Origin of the sequence: Dactylosporangium sp. NPDC050588 (assembly GCF_040654975.1) — a bacterium.
GTDB classification, from domain to species: domain Bacteria; phylum Actinomycetota; class Actinomycetes; order Mycobacteriales; family Micromonosporaceae; genus Dactylosporangium; species Dactylosporangium maewongense.
Genome location: NZ_JBFAJA010000056.1, coordinates 1 through 18,155 on the forward strand (window position 1 = coordinate 1; position 18,155 = coordinate 18,155).

General features: G+C 73.3%; 12 protein-coding genes. 5 read left to right on the forward strand and 7 right to left on the reverse strand.

Annotated elements, in window-relative coordinates:
* Nucleotides 1-121: 121 nt before the first annotated feature.
* Together AB0I21_RS33930 and AB0I21_RS33935 are read right to left on the reverse strand one after the other, a co-directional pair.
* A complete protein-coding gene (locus tag AB0I21_RS33930) occupies nucleotides 122-1,183 on the reverse strand; it encodes an extracellular solute-binding protein (protein WP_360567302.1) in 1,062 nt (353 codons plus the stop codon).
* 31 nt (nucleotides 1,184-1,214) lie between these two features.
* Nucleotides 1,215-2,291, reverse strand: coding sequence for an ROK family protein (locus AB0I21_RS33935; protein ID WP_360567304.1), 1,077 nt, complete (start codon nucleotides 2,289-2,291; stop codon nucleotides 1,215-1,217).
* Between the two features lie 611 nt (nucleotides 2,292-2,902).
* Between AB0I21_RS33935 and AB0I21_RS33940 the strand changes: the two genes are divergently transcribed.
* Together AB0I21_RS33940 and AB0I21_RS33945 are read left to right on the forward strand one after the other, a co-directional pair.
* Entirely contained in the window at nucleotides 2,903-5,548 is a 2,646-nt protein-coding gene (locus AB0I21_RS33940) for a sugar-binding protein (protein WP_360567306.1), read from the forward strand.
* A 610-nt stretch (nucleotides 5,549-6,158) separates the two neighbouring features.
* Nucleotides 6,159-8,441 carry a hypothetical protein gene (locus tag AB0I21_RS33945; protein ID WP_360567308.1) on the forward strand — a complete coding sequence of 761 codons (2,283 nt, stop codon included), beginning with the start codon at nucleotides 6,159-6,161 and terminating at the stop codon, nucleotides 8,439-8,441.
* A 14-nt stretch (nucleotides 8,442-8,455) separates the two neighbouring features.
* On the opposite strand, the gene AB0I21_RS33950 is transcribed toward AB0I21_RS33945, so the two are convergent.
* Nucleotides 8,456-9,001 (reverse strand): DoxX family protein, encoded by a 546-nt coding sequence (locus AB0I21_RS33950; protein ID WP_360567310.1) that lies wholly within the window; start codon nucleotides 8,999-9,001, stop codon nucleotides 8,456-8,458.
* A 193-nt stretch (nucleotides 9,002-9,194) separates the two neighbouring features.
* Here AB0I21_RS33950 and AB0I21_RS33955 point away from each other — a divergent pair, with 193 nt between their 5' ends.
* Nucleotides 9,195-12,554 (forward strand): hypothetical protein, encoded by a 3,360-nt coding sequence (locus tag AB0I21_RS33955; RefSeq protein WP_360567312.1) that lies wholly within the window; start codon nucleotides 9,195-9,197, stop codon nucleotides 12,552-12,554.
* 41 nt (nucleotides 12,555-12,595) lie between these two features.
* On the forward strand, nucleotides 12,596-13,813 hold the full coding sequence (locus tag AB0I21_RS33960) for a glycosyltransferase (RefSeq protein WP_360567313.1): 1,218 nt from the start codon (nucleotides 12,596-12,598) through the stop codon (nucleotides 13,811-13,813).
* On the opposite strand, the gene AB0I21_RS33965 is transcribed toward AB0I21_RS33960, so the two are convergent.
* From AB0I21_RS33965 to AB0I21_RS33980, 4 genes are read right to left on the reverse strand one after another with little or no spacing between them, the layout of a single operon-like run.
* A complete protein-coding gene (locus AB0I21_RS33965) occupies nucleotides 13,756-14,973 on the reverse strand; it encodes an ABC transporter permease (protein WP_360567315.1) in 1,218 nt (405 codons plus the stop codon). The genes AB0I21_RS33960 and AB0I21_RS33965 overlap by 58 nt on opposite strands.
* Nucleotides 14,970-15,623 carry an ABC transporter ATP-binding protein gene (locus AB0I21_RS33970; RefSeq protein WP_360567402.1) on the reverse strand — a complete coding sequence of 218 codons (654 nt, stop codon included), beginning with the start codon at nucleotides 15,621-15,623 and terminating at the stop codon, nucleotides 14,970-14,972. Before AB0I21_RS33970 ends, AB0I21_RS33965 begins: the two co-directional genes overlap by 4 nt.
* A 53-nt stretch (nucleotides 15,624-15,676) precedes the next feature.
* On the reverse strand, nucleotides 15,677-16,711 hold the full coding sequence (locus AB0I21_RS33975) for a peptidoglycan-binding domain-containing protein (RefSeq protein ID WP_360567317.1): 1,035 nt from the start codon (nucleotides 16,709-16,711) through the stop codon (nucleotides 15,677-15,679).
* 35 nt (nucleotides 16,712-16,746) lie between these two features.
* Nucleotides 16,747-17,361 carry a hypothetical protein gene (locus AB0I21_RS33980; protein ID WP_360567319.1) on the reverse strand — a complete coding sequence of 205 codons (615 nt, stop codon included), beginning with the start codon at nucleotides 17,359-17,361 and terminating at the stop codon, nucleotides 16,747-16,749.
* Between the two features lie 128 nt (nucleotides 17,362-17,489).
* Here AB0I21_RS33980 and AB0I21_RS33985 point away from each other — a divergent pair, with 128 nt between their 5' ends.
* Entirely contained in the window at nucleotides 17,490-18,146 is a 657-nt protein-coding gene (locus tag AB0I21_RS33985; RefSeq protein WP_344512378.1) for a response regulator transcription factor, read from the forward strand.
* Nucleotides 18,147-18,155: the final 9 nt, after the last annotated feature.

The window sequence follows — 18,155 nt, forward strand, 5'->3', positions numbered from 1 at the left end:
TCCCCCTTTTCCTTCTTTCTTTTCTCTTTCCTCCGCTTCTCTCTGCGCGTTCTGGGCTCTTTCTTCTTGGGGGGGGGGGGGGGGGGGGCCCCCCCCCCCCCCCCCCCCGGCCAGGGGGCGGTCAGCCCTTGTTCTTGATCTCGGCGTTCCAGTGGTTGATCCACTGGGTCTCGTTCTTGGCGATGACGTCCCAGTCGACGTCCATCGGCTTGAGGTTGAGGTCCGCCAGCCACTGCGGCTTCTCGGAGATCGGCACGGCGGGGATCTGGAAGAAGTCCTTGGCCAGCTTGGCCCGCAGCTCGCCGTCGAACAGGAACTCGATGAAGGTCTTGGCGCCCTCGGTGTTGCCGCCCTTGATCGCGGCGACGCCGTCGACGAGCACCGGCGCGCCGGACGCCGGCATCACGTAGCCGAACGGCATCTTCGACTGCTCGGACTGCAGCAGGATGTCCTGGAGGTTCCAGGCGCTGAGCACGCCCTGCTCGCGGGACATCTTGACGTACAGGTCCGTCGGGTTGGCGGCGTAGTCACCGGTGTTGGCGTCGAGCTTGCGCAGCCAGTCGTAGCCGGGCTGCGGGTTGCTGCCGTCCTTCGACAGGCGCTGGATCATCGAGGCGTAGATGGACCGCATGGTGCCCGACGCGGCCACGTCGCGGATGATGACCTTCTTCTTCCACTTCGGGTCGAGCAGGTCGTCCCAGTCCTTCGGCGCCTGGTCGGCCGGGATCGCCTTGTTGTTGTACATGATGACCTCGGGCAGCAGGATCTCGCCGAACCAGCGGCCCTGCGCGTCCTTGTACCGGGCGTCCATCTGTCCTGCGAAGGAAGGCTGCCACGCCTCGAGCAGGCCGTCGCCGGCACCGGCCGACAGGCCCTGCTGCGTGCCGCCCCACCAGACCGAGCCCTGCGGGTTGGCCTTCTCGGCGCGGGTCCGCTCGAGCACCTCCTGGGCGCCCATGTTGAGCACCTCGACCTTGCCCTTGTACTCGGGGTGCTTGGCGACGAACTGCTCGACGACGAAGTCGGTGACCTTCTTGTCGCGCGCGCTGTAGACGACGATCTTCTCGGCCGGCTTCCCGGAGGCGCCCGCCGAGGCGGAATCCTTGTTCTCATCACTCCCGCAGCCGGTCAGACCGGCCACTAACGTGCTGACCGCGAGGGTGAGGGCAACGCGACGTCTCATGACTTCCTCCGCATGCAGAAAGGGGGGGGTGTTATCGGTGGTGGTTCGTGGTGAGGAAAGGGCCGGGTAGCCGTACCGCGGCCGACAGGGCGTAGCTGATCGCGCCGTGCAGCACCGCCTGATCCCCGAGCACGGCCCGGCGCACCTCGGTGGAGGCCGGAACCCTCGCGGAGACCAGGTCCTGGATGCGGGCCAGCGCCGCGTCGTCGAGCTCTGCCGCCGCACCGCTGAGCAGCACCCGGCCCGGGTCGACGACGCAGGCGCAGGAGATGACGAGCCGGGCCCACGCCTCCAGCACCTCGTCGAGGTAGGCGCGGGCCGCCTCGGACGTGGCCGCGAGCTCGATCAGCTCGCTGACCGGCGCCTCGGGGCGGCGGCCGGGGTTCAGCGCGACGACCCGCTCCGCGATCGCGTTGGCCGACCAACGCGCCTCGAAGGGGCCGACCCCGCTGTAGGCGCGGTCCGCCTGCGGATCGAGCGGGAGGAAACCTATCTCCCCCGCCGCGCCGCTCGCCCCCCGCCGCACCTGGCCGTCGAGGATGAGACCGGCGCCGATGCCGTCGGCGACGTGCAGCAACAGCAGGTCGTCGACGTCCTTCCCGGCGCCCGCCATCCGCTCCCCCGCCGCCATCAGGTTGACGTCGTTGTCGACGACCACCGGCACGCCGAGCTCCTGCTGCACCGACTGGCCGATCGGCCGCGCCTCGACGAGGCCGACCGAGGGCGCCAGCCGGACCGCGCCGTCGGACGACACACCGGGCACGGCGATCGCGACCCCGCACAGCGACGGCCGGTTGTCGGCGACCAGCTCCGCCACGAACTGGCAGACGGTCTCGACGACGTCGCGGCCGAGGCGGGACGTGCGGTGGGCGATCACCGTGCCGTTGCTGTCCGCGATCTCGCACGTGATGCGGGGCGGCTCGAGCGAGACCGCGGCCACCAGCTCGGCGCGCGGGTTGAACTCGAGCATTGCCCGCGGTCGCCCATGCGTGTTGGCGCCCGGGCCGCGCTCGATCAGGTATCCGTCGGCGATCAGGTCACGCACGAGCGCCGTCAGCGTCGCCGCAGGAAGTCCGGTGAGCTCGGCCAGATCGACCCGGGACAGCACACGCGCTTCCCGGGCAGCCGAGATCACCGACTGGCGCTTGATCTCACGCGACCGTTCCCGGCTGACCGGACTTGTCGGTGCTCTCCCCACGGCGATCACCCTTTCTTACTAGTGCGAAGAAAATCGGGGGTCAAGTCACGGAACGATCTCGAAGGGCCACGGTGCCCCCGCGATATCCGACGAGCTGGACATGGCAAAAGGCCAGGTGGCTCGCATAAAAGGACAGTAATGTGGACAGATCATAAACACAAATATGGACATTCATGGTCGGATCGGGACCACGCTCGGACGCGCCTGATCGGCGATTCTTTCTAGAGCGAAGAAAATGCCCGTCCGAGGTGTTGACAGCTCTTTCGGGCGGTCCCTAGCGTTACGCCACAACACCCTTCCAGTGCTGACCGGCTTGCCGGCCGCTGTGATGCATGGCGACTGTCCATTGTGGACGGTCGTCCTGCCGTGCCGGGCGCCGTCGCGTCCACGCACTAATTTCGCAGTCTGAATTAACTCGGCAAACCGCCAGCGGTCCAGGAGTACCCCCGTCTCCACCACACGAAGAAGGTTGCCCTATGAGATGGCGCGGCAAAGCCGTGATCGCCACGTGCGGTCTGTTGATGGTGGGCCTGGCAAGCCCTGCACAGGCCAAACCGAACGCACCGATCGACCTGGACATCATGTTCATCGGTGCGCACCCGGACGACGAGGCCGGACAGCTCGGCATGTTCGGGTACTGGAACGAGTACCACAACATGAAGGCCGGGGTCATCACGATGACCCGGGGCGAGGGCGGCGGCAACGCGGTCGGCCTCGAGGAAGGGCCCGCGCTCGGCATCCTGCGTGAGGCCGAGGAGCGCCGCGCCGTCGGCCGGGCCGGCGTCATGAACGTCTACAACCTCGACGCGCTCGACTTCTACTACACCGCGAGCGCGCCGCTGTCCGAGCAGATCTGGAACTACGAGAAGTCGCTGTCGCGCATCGTGCGCACGATCCGGACCACCAAGCCGGAGGTCATCGTCACGATGAACCCGTCGGCGACCCAGGGCAACCACGGCAACCACCAGGAAGCCGCGATGCTCGCCGTCGAGGCGTTCTACGCGGCGGCGGACCCCAACGCCTTCCCCGAGCAGATCAAGAAGGAGGGGCTCCAGCCCTTCCGGCCCGCCCGCCTCTTCCAGGGCGGCGGCGGCGGCACCAGCTCCAACGGCCAGGCCTGCGAGACCACCTTCACCCCCTCCCAGGCGACCAACACCATCTTCGGCACCTGGCAGGGCTACGAGTCGGCCCGCAACGGCGGCATGCGGTGGAACCAGGTCGGCGTGCTGGCCCGGCGTGAGTACGCCTCACAGGGCTGGGCCGACACGGCGGACGCGCAGACCAACCCGGCGAGCATCGGCTGCAACCGGATCACGATGATCGACAGCCGGACCCCGTACCCGGACCCGAACGTCGGCGGCACCGCCGCGCTGCAGGGCACCAGCATCCGCGCCGCCGGCGGGCTGCCGCTCGGCACGGAGCTGCACGTCCGCTCCGAGCAGTGGGAGGTGCTGGCCGGCCAGCCCTTCGAGGTCAAGACCCACGTGCGGGCCACGCAGGCGATCCCGGGCGCGCAGGTGGCCCTGGCGGCCCCGGCCGGCTGGACCGTCACGGGCCAGGGCGACATCGGCACCGTCACGCCCAACAACAAGGAGTCCGTCGCCACGTTCACCGTCACCCCGCCGGCCACGCTGGTCGCGGGCGAGCGGTTCCAGCTCAAGGCGACCATGACCACCAAGAAGGACGGCACCGGCAGCAACACCACGCTGGTGCAGGCCACCGCCCCGGTCCGCGGCACGCTCGAGCCGCTGCCCGAGGTGGGTGACTTCCGCGAGTGGACGCAGCGCAACCAGGTCCAGTCCCTCGACGCGCTGATCGAGTCGATGCTGAGCATCCCCAGCGGCGGCACCCGGCCGATCCGCGTCGACCTCACCAACCACAGCAACCAGGTGCAGTCCGGCTCGGTGAAGCTCAAGGTGCCCGCCGGCTTCGCCGTGGCCGAGGCGCAGCAGAGCTACAGCGGCCTGCAGCCCGGCGCGCGCGGCTCGGTCACGTTCACGGTGACCAACACCGACGCGTCGCTGCCGACCGCCAACCGGGCGCCCAACGACGGGCGCTACGCGGTGCAGATCGAGACCGGCTACGTCGGTGGCAGCGCGGTCGAGCCCGGTGTCCTCAATATCGTGCCGGTCACGTCCATCCCCAAGGCGGCGAAGGCCCCGGTCGTCGACGGCACGGCGAGCCCGGGCGAGTACGGCGGTCAGGCCATCGACATCTCCACCCGCTGGGAGGGCTCCGCGGCCACGGCGGCGGACATCTCCGGCAAGGCCTGGCTGACCTACACCGACGACGCGATCTACGCGCTGTTCGAGATCACCGACGACGTGCTCGGCACGGTGCTGCCGCCCGAGGACTGCAAGCGTCCCCGGCGCAACGACAACATCGAGTTCGGCATCGACCCGCGCGGCGGCTCGCCGAACACTTCCACGGTGTTCAACGTGGCGCTCTTCCCGGCGACGAAGGACCCGGCCAACGGCAACCCGCCGTGCTACGCCCGGGAGCGGGACAACCACCAGGGCGCCGGCCCGGTGACCGCGCCCGGCATGCAGGTCGCGTCCGTCGTCTCCAGCAACCCCTACACCGGCTACCGCATCGAGGTGAAGGTGCCGTTCAGCGTCCTGCCCGACAACGTGGACGCGGCGAAGATGGGCATGAACATCCTCGTGAACGACTCCGACACGCAGGACCTGGCGGCGCAGACCCGCGTCGGCTGGTCCACCTGGAGCGGCGTTCGGGCCGACCCGTGGCGCTGGGGCGTCGCCAAGCTGGAGGGCTACCAGACCCAGCCCTCCTCGCCGAAGGCGCCGATCATCCCGGACACCGCGGCGGAGAGCGTGAAGTCGCCGCAGACGATCCTGCAGTCGAGCTCGGACATGGTCGCCCCCGGCGGCTGGACGGCGCTGCCCGCGGGCACGATCCAGATCAAGGACGCGGTCAAGCAGCAGAACGGCGTCCAGGTCGAGCTCAAGGCCCGCCAGGCCGGCACCGCCCGGGTGTTCGTCTGGGACGGCAACGCGATCCTGGCGCAGTCCACGGTCGAGTTCGACCGCAGCGGCTCGAGTGCCGTGTGGCTGCCGACGACCGGTGCCCTGCCGGCCGGTGCCACGCTGCTGGTCTCGTACCAGTCCGGCGAGGCCACCACGGGCATCGCCCAGCAGCTGAGCTGAGCACGCTGAGCTGAGCACGCTGAGCTGAACGCACAAGGGAGGGGCCGGCGAACGCCGGCTCCTCCCTTCGCGTCCGCCTGATCCCACGAAGCCCGCGAGGACCACCACCCTCACGGTCACTTCCGCATGGCACGGCGACACCTGGCAGCTGCCACGCCTGTGCCGCCGCCACCGGCGGCACAGGCGCCTCCACCGTCGCCTTCGGCGTCGCGTCCCCACCCCAGATGTGGCTGTTCTCCTTCTGCGCCCACTCTTGAATGATTCGTCCGGGTTTGGTCCCTTCGGGACGTCATGGACTCCGCGCGCCTGCCATCATGAGGGGGGCACCGTCGCCCTCGCGTCGGTGGCGGTGAACATCAGAAGAACGGCCCCTGACATGCCCCGCGTGGAGGCGTGTAAAGGGTGCAGGCAGTGCCGGGCGTCACTGTGCGCGGTCAGGGTGCGCCGGTCAGGGTGCCTATACTCGGGCCGCAGCTTACGGCGAAACCAGAAGGTGACTCTCACGATGACTCTGGCTCAGCAGGCCGAGCACGACGGTGGTGTCCAGTCCGACGAACAGTCGCCCGGCCCGGTGCGGACGGCTGTCTGGAGGTCCGGATGGTTACCGGCGGTGCTAGTGGCGGTCGCCACGGTCGGAGTGCTGTGGTTCTACGACGTGTCACCGGCGACGACCGGGATCTTCGCGGCGTACATCGCGATCGGGATCACGCTGCCGGGGACGCTGTTGTGGCGGCTGGTGCATCGGGGGGCGCGGGCGCTGCCGGAGGACCTGGCGGCCGGGACGGCCATCGGGTACGCGATCGAGGTGCTCGCCTACATCCCGGCCCGCGCCCTGGGGGTGCCGCTGGCAGCGCAGCTGGTGCCGCTGGCGGTCATCGTGGCGTTCGCGGGTGTGCCGAGGCTGCGGCGGTACTGGCGCGGCGCCGGCCCGGCCGCGCGGACGCCGCTGGGCTGGTCGTGGGCGATGGCGGTGCTGGCGTTCGTCATGCTGGCGTGGGCGGCCAACTACTACCGGTTCGTCGGCATGAAGTGGCCCAGCTACGGCATGACCGACATCGACCTGCCGTTCCACCTGGCGCTCACCGGCGAGATCAAGCACCACATGGACCTCGTGACGCCGTGGGTGACCAGTGAGGGCGTCTTCTACCACTGGTTCGTCTACGCGGACTTCGCCTCGACGAGCTGGGCGACCGGGATCGAGCCGTGGGTGCTGCTCAACAGGCTCTCTCTGCTGCCGATGGTCATGGCGTACGTGTTGCTGATCGCCGCGTTCGGGCGCCGGGTGACCGGGTCGTGGCTGGGCGGGGCGCTCGCCTCCCTGGCCGCGTTCCTCGTCCTGTCTCCCGACCCGTACGGCTGGCAGCTGAACGGGTTCTACCAGACGTACGCGTTCAACCCCATGGACGACGGGTCCAACCTGAAGCTGTTCCTGTGGACCAGCCCGACCCAGACGTTCGGCAGCCTGCTGTTCGTGCCGCTGATGCTGCTGCTGGTCGACCTGCTGCGGGAGCACGGCGGGGACCGGCGGCGGTGGGTGCTGTTCGCGCTGCTGCCCGGGGCGATCATGGGCGCGAAGGCGACGTTCCTGCCGACGCTGCTGTGCGGGCTGCTGCTGGTCGTCTGCGCGCAGCTGGTGTTCCGGCGGCGGCTCAACCGGGTGGCGCTCGCCGCGCTCGTCGTCGTCGGGGCCTGGATGGCGTTCGCGAACCTGGTGCTCTTCGGCGGGGAGAGCCAGGGGCTGGACATCGTGCCGCTCGGCGGGATGCGGCACAACCCGGCCGGCGGCACCACCGGCTTCGTGGCCGACCCGAAGATGTACCGCCTGGTGATCCTGCTCGCCCTGACCGTGCTGTGCTGGGTCTGCATGTGGGCCGGCGCCGCCGGGCTGCGCCGCCGGCTGTTCGACGCCGAGGTGCTGCTCATGGCCGGGCTCGGGATCGTCGGCATGGCGGCGCTGATGCTGTTCGCGCACTCCGGCGGGTCGGCCGAGGGCTTCTTCCTGATGGGCGCGCGGCCGTACCTGGCGACCCTGGCCGTCTGGGGGCTGCTGCTGCTCGCGCCGGCGCTGACCTGGCGCACCGCCCGTCCGCTGCTGCTGGCCGTCGGCTCCGGCGCGCTCGTGATCTTCGCGATCCGCGCCATCGACGGCACGCACCTGCCGAAGTTCAGCCCCACGTACCGCACGGTCCAGCTGACCGCGAAGCTCACGTACCCGTACGCGATCCTGGCGCTGGTCATCGTCGTCGCGGCGGTCCTGGCCTGGCGGTACCGGTCCCGGCTCGGCGGCGTCAGGCCGGCGGCGCTGGTCGTGACCCTCATGCTCGGCTTCACCCTGCCGACCGTGGCCAGCCAGATCGCCAACGTGTACCCCACCGCCCAGAAGGACGGCTGGAAGAACGCCGCGAAGCTCTGGCCGATCGTCACCGAGGGCACCCTCGACGCCGGCCGCTGGCTGCGCGACAACTCCTCCTCCGACGACCTGGTGGCCACCAACGCGCACTGCGTGTACCTCACCCCCGAAGACGGTTGCGACCGCAGGCACTTCGGCATCGCCGCGTACAGCGAGCGCCGCGTCCTCGTCGAGTCGTGGGCCTACACGGCCGAGGCGCACAGCCAGGAGCGCACGCAAGGCGTGATGCAGCAGTACTCCATGTACTGGCACCCGCAGATCATCATCGACAACGACGCCGCCTTCACCGCGCCGTCCGCGGAGACCGTCGGCAAGCTGCGCGACCAGTACGGCGTGCGGTGGCTGTGGGTCGAGGACGTCTCCAACTGGTACTACGTGGACAAGCCGCCGTACCCCGAGGAGGTCAACGTCTCACCGGACCTCGGCAAGTTCGCCAAGCTGCGGTACCGCGCCGGACACGTGGCCGTCTACGAGATCAAGTAGCCCGGGGAGCGGTCTCAGAACTGGGCGTGGGTCATCGTGTACCAGGTGGGCACGAACGTCGTCAGGGCCAGCCCGACCAGCACGGCCAGCGACGTCAGCGCACGCCGGGTCGTGAGGCGGGCGGGCTCGGTGGGGCGCATGGTGGACCGGCCGGCGGCGACGAAGGCGGCCACCCCACCGAGCACGACGGTGGCCGGGACCAGCGCGTACTCGCCGCGGACGAGGTGGAAGCCGGCGGCCAGGACCATGGTGAGCGCGAGCCCGGCGGCGGCGAGCGGGACCAGCCGCGGCCTGACCCTGGTGATCGCCGGCAGGATCAGGCCGATGCCGCCGAGCACCTCGGCGACCCCGATGAAGACGATGAGCGGCTGCGGCACCGCGGCGTACCAGGCGACGGCCCGGGGCGCCGCGGCGTAGAGGGCGTCGTCGGCGAGCAGCACCTTGCCGAAGCCGCTGCCGGCGAAGAAGAAGCCCCACAGCACCTGCAGGGTCCACAGCACACCGTTGAGCGTGAAGCGGATCTTGGCGGCGGGCCGGATCGTGGTGGCGGTCGCGTCCATGGTGTCTCCCTGATGTCGTGGTGCGGGTGTCGCTGACGGGAGACAGCTGACCACCGCGGCGGCCCGCCGCGCGCCGGCCGTGGGACACCGTGGGACACCCGCAACGCGCCCCGCCTGCGGGAACACGGGAGCGTTCCGGCGGCGCCGACCGGGACGCGGCTCAGGACGGGCGGGCGCCGGGCAAGATGTGGGGATGGACGGCGATCATCTGCCCTACCCGGCGCGGCGCGGGCTGCAGGCCGCGCGGGCCCTCGCGGGCGCGGCGGACGGCACGCTCGCCGCGACGCTCGCCGCGCTGCGCGCCGGGGAGCGGCACGAGCGCGAGGTGGCGCTGTTCATGGCGCTCGTCGGGCGGGACCGGCAGGCAGTGCTCGCCGCGCTCACCGACGAGGACCCGCACATCCGGCGCAGCGCGCTGCTCGCCTGGGCCGGGTCGGCCGAGACCGCGCCGGAGCCGGTCGCCCGGGTCGTCGCGGACGCGCCCGCCGACACGCGGGTCGGGCTGTACCGGCGGATCCGCGTCCGCGGGCGGACGGACCTCGCCGAGGCGCTCGTCGACCCGGTCCGCGCCCGGTTCGGCGACGCCGAGGCCGCGGCGCTGCTGCCGGTGTGCGGCGAGGCCACGGTCGCCCGGCTGCTGCCGCAGCTGGCCCACGCGCTCGGCGACCGGGCCGCGCTGACCCGGCGCCACCCGCGGGCCTGCCTCGACCAGGCGGAGCGGGAGCTGGCGGCGCTGCCGGAGGCCACCCGCGGACCGTGGTGGGCGCGGCACGGCGCGGGCGTGCTCGCCGCGGCGCCCGCGCTGCCGCACCGGGTGCTGGAGCTGCTGGAGCATTACGGGCCGCGGGAGTCCCTGCCGGCGCCGTTGCGCGCCTACGGCGTGCTCACCGCCGCCGACCCGCTGCTGGTCCTGGCGCTGCTGACCCGGCCTTCGCGGGCGGCGTGGCTGGCCAGGACGGCGCTGCCTCGGGCGGTGCTGTCGCGGCTGGGCCGGCTGCCGGTGGCGGGGCTGGTGGGGCCGGCGCGCCGGCTGCGGGGGCACGGGCCGGCGTTCGCGCGGCTGCTCGCCGCGGTGCCGCCGCACGACCGGGCGGAGCTCTTCACCCGGGCGATGTCCGATGTGGACCGCTCCCGGTCGCTGCCGGAGGCCGACGTGCACCGGGTGCTGCCGGCCGGGCTGCGGGTGGCGGAGGCGCGCCGGGCGCTCACGCTCGACGCGGTGCGGCAGAGCGAGGCGCTGACCCTGGCCTACACCGCGCACCTGCCGTGGGCGGAGGCTGAGGAGCCGCTGCTCGCCGCGACCCGCCGGGCCCGCGCCGAGGACCGCGTCACCGCCTGGCAGCTGCTGATCCGGTGCGCGGCCGCCGAGCTCGACCCGGCCGCCGTCCTCGCCGCGACGCACCACCTGCTGCGGCTGCGCAACGAACAGGACCCGGTGCGCGCCGCCGCGCTGTGGAGCCTCGCCGACGTGCGGCCGGCGCTGCTGCGGCCCGAGCTGGTCGAGCCCCTCGAGCAGGTCGTCGCGGTCGTCGTCCAGGCGCGGGACACCTCACCGATGGCGCTCGGCCGGCTCAGCGACCTCGCCGTGCTGGTGCTGCGCGAGCGGTTCGACTCGCCGGTGCTGGTCCGGTGGGCGCTGCACACGTTTCAGCGGCTCCTCGGCGACGACCGGGTGCCACGCCTCGGCGGCCTGCCCCGGCTGCGGCGGGGGCAGGAGACGCAGGCGTTCGAGGCGGTCCGCGGCTGGGTGCGGCTCGGCGCGGAGCGGGCGAAGTTCGAGCCGCTCTTCGCGATCGCCCGGGCCCTCGGCGAACGGGCCTGGCGGCTGCCGGACCTGCAGTCGATGCTGGAGCGCGCCACCCGCCGCGGCAACCTCGCGAACGTCGCCCGCACCGCCGTCGACCTGTGGCTCGCCGATCCGAGGCACCGCGCCGAGCGGGTCGAGGCGGTGCTGCGCGAGGACCCCTCCGCGATCGCCCTGCCCGCCGTGTGGCGGGCCGTCTGCGCCCGGCGCGGCGACCTGCTCGACGCCGCCCTGACCGGCCCGCCGCCGACCGGCCGGTTCGTGCCCGCCGGGGTCCGCTGGGTGCCGCCGCGCCCGGTGCACCTGCGGCGCTGGCTGCCCCACCAGCACCGGGCGTACGTCGAACGCCAGGCCGAGGTGGTGCGGGACGTGGGCGCGACACCGCAGGCCCGGGCGGCGGCGCTGCGCGACGCGGCCCCGGTCCCCGTCTACGGCGAGGCCCTGGTCCTGGAGTGGGTCGACGCGGGCGACGTGGTCCTGGCGGAGGCGGCCCTGGCGGCGCTCGCCTGGACCGACCGGCCGGCGGCGGCACTGCCCGTGCTGCTCCGCCACGTCGGTGACGACCGCGCCCGGGTGGTGGTCGCGGCGGCCGGCCGGGTCAGCCGCTTCACGCCGCCGTCGGTGCTGCTGGCGGCGCTCGACCCGGCCCGCGGCAAGGTGACCGCCCGGAAGCAGGCGGTCCGGCTGCTGGCGACGCGGTCGGTGCCCGGCGCGGCGGACACGCTGTGGCGGCTGTGGCAGGACCCGGGCCTGCACCGCTCCGTCCGGGTCGCGATCGTGGCCGCGGCCCGGCAGCGCGCCGGCGACCCCGCGATGTGGCGGATCCTGCGCACGGCGGGCGCCGACCGGGACCGTGACAGCGGCCGCGACGAGCTGGCGGAGCTCCTGGCGGCCAGCCCGTGGGCGGTGCCGGTGCCGCTGCGCGGCGACTACGCGGCGCTGGTGGCCGCGGCGGCCGCCGGGCCGGACAAGCACGCGGCGACGTGGGCCTGGGCGATGCTGCCCGACTGGGCGCCGTGGCTGGCGGACGTGACGGGCGCGGCGGTGTCCCGGCTGACCGACCTCGACGACCGGATCGTGTGGCGCCCCGTCGTGCGGGCCCTGGCCGGCCTCGTCGACACCGGCCTCGGCGAGGCGCCGCTCGTCGCCGCCGTGCGGGCCCTGGCGGCGGCCAGCACGGACACCTCCGATGCCGCGCGCGACACCGCGCGGCGGCGGGTCGAGGCGATCGTCGACGCGGTCGTCGCGTGGTCCGACCGGGCGGCGCACGACGCGGCGGGGCGGGACGCGACCGGCGCCGCGGGACGGGCACTGTCCACGGTGGACGGGTACGTCCCGGCGGCGGCGGCCCTGCTGGTCGAGGCCGCCGACCTGGCCGACCCGGCGACCGGCTGGCTCGACGAGGTCCGCCGGCTGACCGCGGACCGGCCGGTGCTCGCGGCGCGGCTCGCCGGGCGGGCAGGCAGGCGGCTGGAGCGGCCGGCCGCCGAACCGGGCACGACCCTGGCGATCGCCACCCGGCTCGCCACGGGGGACGGGCTCGCCGACGGGCTGTTCGGCCTCGCGTACGCCGCCCGGGGCGGCGACCTGGGCTGGCCGGAGCCGTGGCGCGACGTCGTCGCCACGCTGCGCCGCCACCCGGTCGCGGAGGTGCGCGACGCCGCGCTGGCCCTGTCGACGGACCCGACCACGATGAATGAAACCGGATCAATGAACATCGGCTTTCCAGACGGCGTACACCTCGCGTGAGCCATCCCCGAACCCGGCGGGCGTGCCGCACCATGTCCGGCGTGAGAGTTGCGCACTTCTGCGACAGCCATCCCGGCCGCTCCGACGGCGTGGCCATCTCGGTCGCGACGACCGTGGCGCTCCTGCGTGACGCCGGGCACGAGGTCCAGGTGTACCAGCCGGCGCCGCTGCTGCGCGGGCGGGCCGAGCCGTGCGGGGTGCGGTCGGTGCCGGTGCCGCTGCGCAACGTCCGGATCGGGGTGCCGAGGTTCCCGGGGATGCGGCGGGTGCCGGAGGTCGTGCACATCCACACCCAGGGGCCGGTCGGCGTCGGCGGCCTGCGGTACGCGCGGGCCCACGACATCCCGGTCGTCATGACCTGGCACACGGACCTGCTCGCCTACTCGGCGCACTTCATGGAGATCCAGCTCGGCGCCGCCCACGCCGCGCAGCGCCTGCAGGTCGGCTGGACCGTCCGCGACTACCTGAAGCTGACCCGGCCCGGCACCGAGCGGCGGGCCCAGCTGGTGCGGGTCGGCCAGGAGTTCCTGGACCGCACCGCGATCCTCATCGCGCCGTCGGAGAAGACGGCGGCGAGCCTCGCCGAGTTCGAGCGCGTCCCTCCTGTGTGGACGGTGCCGACGTCGGTGGCGCTGCCGGACTGCCCGCTGAGCCGCGACGACCTGCGGCGGTCGCTGCGGCTGCCGGCGGACGCCCCGGTGGTCCTCGCCGTCGGGCGGGCCACCAAGGAGAAGGACCCGCAGCTGCTGCTCGAGGCGTTCGCGCGGCTGCTGCGGCGGCTGCCGGACGCGCGGCTGGTGATGCTCGGCGTGCTGCAGCGGCGGCAGGCGGTGCTGCGGCAGGCGCGGCAGGCCGGGGTGGCGCACGCGCTGCGGCTGGTCCGGCCGGTGCCGCACGCGAGCATGGCCGCCTACTACCGGATGGCCGACGTCCTGGCGTTCGCGTCGACCACCGACACGCAGGGCCTGGTGCTCATCGAGGCGGAGGCGCAGGGCCTGCCGGTCGTCCTCGCGGACGCGGCGCTCGCCGGCACGCACCGGCTGAGCACCGCGCCCGACGCCGACTCGTTCGCCGCCGCGCTCGTGCGGGTCCTGACGGATCCGTCGCTGCACCGCGAGGTGGCCGAGGCCGGTCGGGCCGCCGCCGGGGCGTACTCGACCCAGAACTACCTCGACCACCTGCTGCGTGCGTACAGCGCGGCTCAGGGTGTCGCGAGGGCCTCCGTCGGGGCGAGCCGGGCGGCGCGCACCGCCGGGTAGAGGCCCGCGATCGCGCCGATCACCAGCGTCGCGACGATCCCGCCGGCGGTCGCCCACGGCGGCACGACCGCCGGCCACGATCTCGTGAGCGCGTAGACGCCGGTGACCGTGACCCCGAGGAACACCCCGCCGACCCCGCCGAGCGCCGACAGCAGCAGCGACTCGGCGAGGAACTGCAGCAGGACCTGCCCGCGGGTGGCGCCGAGCGCCCGCCGCAGGCCGATCTCGGCGCGCCGCTCCAGGACCGAGATGACCATCGTGTTGGCCACCCCGACGCCGCCGACGAGCAGCGCGACCGCGCCGAGGCCGAGCAGCAGCCCGGTGAACGTCCTGTCCGTCGCCTGCCGGGCGGCGAGCGCGTCGGACGGCCGGGACACCTTGACCTCGTTGGGCTTCTGCGGGTTCGCGGTCGCGGCCAGCACCGACCGGACCGCCTCCACCTGCTCGTCGCGGGACCGCGTGTAGACGGTCGTCGGGTGCCCGTCGAAGCCGAGGTAGGTCTGTGCCGCCGTCCAGCCGACGAGCGCGGCCGCGTCCAGCTCCGGCGCCAGCGGCACCGGCCGCAGCACCCCGACCACGGTGAACCACCGCCGGTCCAGGTACACCTGGACGCCCTCGCCGGCCGTGTCGATGCCGAGCCGCCGGGCCGCCGCCGCACCGAGGACGACCGCCGGGTAGCGGGCCGTGGCGTCGTTGAGCCAGACACCGCCGGCGAGCGACGCGCCGACGGTGCGCGGCAGGTCCAGGTGCGCGGCCTGGACGCTGATCGCGCCGGTCTGCGCGGCCGGGATGTGGTCGCTGCGGTACACGTGCGCGCCGGACACCTTGCCGGTCGCGGCGACCTCGGTGACGGGGCCGATCCGCGAGATCATCGGCACCGACTCGTCGGGCAGGGTCGCCTCGCCGCCGAACAGGTCGTTGCCGGGGGCGACGGTCAGCAGGTTGGTGCCGAGCGCGTCGAGCTGCCGGTCGAGCTCCGCCCGGCTGGACGAGGAGATGCCGACGACCGCGGTCATCGCGGCGATGCCGATCGCGATGCCCAGCGCGGACAGGAACACCCGCATCGGCCTGGTCCGCAGCCCGGCGCTGCCGACCCGCAGCACGTCGCTGAGGAACAGCCGGGCCGGCCGCAGCGGGCGGGGGGCGCTCGCGGTCGTCATGCCACCACCTCCCCGTCGCGCATGACCACCTGGCGGGGCAGGGCCGCCGCGATCGCCTGGTCGTGGGTGATGACCAGCACGGTCGTTCCCCCCGCGTGCAGCTCGCGTAGCAGCTCGACCACGCCGGCCCCCGACGTGGAGTCGAGGTTGCCGGTCGGCTCGTCGGCCAGCAGCAGCGCCGGCTCGCCGACGACGGCACGGGCGATCGCGACCCGCTGCCGCTCGCCGCCGGACAGCTCGTGCGGCAGGTGGTCGAGGCGGTCCACGAGGCCGACCCGGACGAGGGCCGCCTCCGCCCTGGCCCGCCGCTGGGCCCGCGACGGCCCCGCGTAGAGCAGGCCGTCGGCGACGTTGTCGAGCGCGCTCTGGCCGGGCGCGAGGTGGAACTGCTGGAAGACGAACCCGATCCGATGGGCCCGCAGCGCCGACAGCTGCCGGTCGGTGAGCGCGGAGACGTCGTGCCCGTCGATGCGCACCGTGCCGGACGACGGGCGGTCCAGCGTGCCGATGAGGTGCAGCATGGTCGACTTGCCGGAGCCCGAAGGCCCGACGATCGCGACCATCTCCCCCGGCTCGACGGTCAGCGACACCTCCCGCACCGCGGTGACGCCGCCGGGGTACGACTTGCTGACCCGCTCCAGCGCGACCACCTCGGCCGGTCCGGCGGCGACGGCGTCCCCCGCCGACAGGTCGATCACGGCGGTCATGACGGCACCCCGACCTGCATGCCCTCGGTGAGCCCGCCGCCGCTGACCTCGACCCGCCCCGCGGCGAACATGCCGAGCTCGACGGCGACGACGCGGCCGGCGCCCTGCTCGACGACCTGGAGCCCGTAGCCGCCCTCGGCGAGCGCGAGCAGCGCCGAGACCGGCACCGTGAGCACGTTCTCCTTGCGCGAGGCGGTGAACACGACCTCGACGGTGATCTGGTCGAGCCCGGCGAACGCGGCGCCGTCGTCGGGCGTCACGGTCACCTCCAGGTTCGTCTCCGCCGGGGTGTTGCCCTGCGCGGGCGTGATGACCGTGACGACCTTCACGACCTTGCCGGGCACCGTCTTGCCGGTCGGCAGCTTGACGGTGACGGCGGTCCCCACGGCCGCGAGCCGCTGCTCGGAGACCTCCAGGGAGACGGTGACGACCGGCCCGGTGCCGGTGCAGGTGAGCAGCGCCCCGCCGGCGGGGTCGCCGAGGGCCGCCTTGTGCTCCTCGACGCGGACCGCGCCGACCGCGTAGACGACCCGGCCGAGCTCGACCACGCCGGTCTTCGTCAGACCGAGCTTGCCCTGCCACGCCTTGACCGCGGTCGCCGTCGACGCGGTGTACTCGTCGTCGACGGTGAACCCCTTGTAGCCGAGCGCGGCGAGGTTCTCCTCGAACTGGCGGACGTCGGCGCCCTCCGTGCCGGGTGCCAGGTTCCGGTAGGCGGGCAGGCCGCCGTACAGGAGCACGACCGGCGTGTCGTCCACCTTGTACAGCGGCTGTCCACGCTGGACGGTCGCGCCGACGGCCGGCAGCTCGGTCAGCGTGCCGCTGAGCCGCCCCGACACGGTCGCCGAGGTGCCGTGGCCGAGCTTGCCGTCCTCGGTCTGGGTGTCGACGAGCGTCTGCCGGGTGACCTTCGTGGTCTTCGGCGGCGCCGCCGCGGCCTGGGTGCTCGCGTCGCTGTCCCGGTCCGGCAGCCCCAGCCCGGCCGCGGCGGCCGCCCCGACGGCCGCGACGGCGACGACCGCCACCGCCACCCGCCCCGCCCTGCTCCTCCTCCTGCGCCCGACGGTCATGCGTTGCCGCCGGTCTCGGTCTTCTGGTTGGTGGCGGGGCCCCCGTCGCCGGGCCGCTTCGGGCCGAACTGCTGGCACGCCTGGTCCGCCTTCTTGAAGGCCTCGCTGCCGGGGTCGAGGTTGCTGCCCTGGCCGCCCTCGATGCGGATGCCGCCGTCCTCGCTCGGGTCCGGGAACTCCGGCACGCCGTTCTCCCGCATGCACTGCGAGTACTTGCGCATCCGCTCCTGCATCTCCGGGTCGGCCTTCATCGGCTGGCCGCCGTTGGGCATGTACTGCTTGCACTCGGCGTTCGCGGCGTCGACCTTCGCCTTGTCGGCGCCCTGCGGGAGCATCATGCTGACCCCGCCGCCCTCGAATTGCGGGTCCGGCATGTCGATGCCGTGTTCACGCATGCACTGGGCGTACTTGAGCATGTTCTCCTGGTCCTTGGCCGGGTCCCGGGGCTGGTTCCCCGGCCCGGCGCTCGCGCTCGCGGTCGGCGTGCCGCCGGCGCTCGCCACCCCGTCGTCGCCGCCGCCGGTGTTGCCGCACCCGGAGACGGCGAGGCCGGCGACGAGCAGCAGGCCGAGCAACAGACCCCGTGCCGGGGCTGTCCTGACGCGCATCATGGAGTTCCTCCTGAGAGGGGCCGGGCCTTCGCCGGCCGCTGCGCCGAAGTCAAGCGGGGAGCGCGTCACCGGGCCGTAACCGCGAACGTTGACGCCGGCGTGACGTCACCACGCGTCACCATGGAGGCATGCGCATTCTGGTGGTCGAGGACGAGCCGCTGCTGGCCGAGACGGTCGCGCAGGGGCTGCGGCGCGACGCGCACGCGGTCGACGTGGTCCACGACGGCGGCGCCGCCCTGGAGCGGCTCGACGTCAACGACTACGACGTCGTGGTCCTCGACCGGGACCTGCCGGTCGTCCACGGCGACGACGTGTGCCGGTCCCTGGCGGCCCGCGACGGCGCGGCCCGCGTGCTGATGCTGACCGCCGCCGCCGACATCGACGACCGGGTCGCCGGCCTCGCCATCGGCGCCGACGACTACCTGCCGAAGCCGTTCGCGTTCCGGGAGCTGTCGGCGCGGGTCGCCGCGCTCGGGCGGCGGGCGCGGGCGGCGGCTCCGCCGGTCCTGGAGCGCGCCGGGATCCGGCTCGACCCGCACCGCCGGGAGGTGTTCCGCGACGGCCGGTACGTGCCGCTGTCCCGCAAGGAGTTCGCGGTCCTCGCCGAGCTGCTGCGCGCCGACGGCGCCGCGGTCTCCGCCGAGCAGCTGCTGGAGAAGGCGTGGGACGAGCACGCCGACCCGTTCACGCACACGGTGCGGATGACGATCCTCAAGCTGCGGCGCAAGCTCGGCGACCCACCGGTCGTCCACACCGAGCCCGGCGTCGGCTACCGGGTGGCGTGATGACCACCA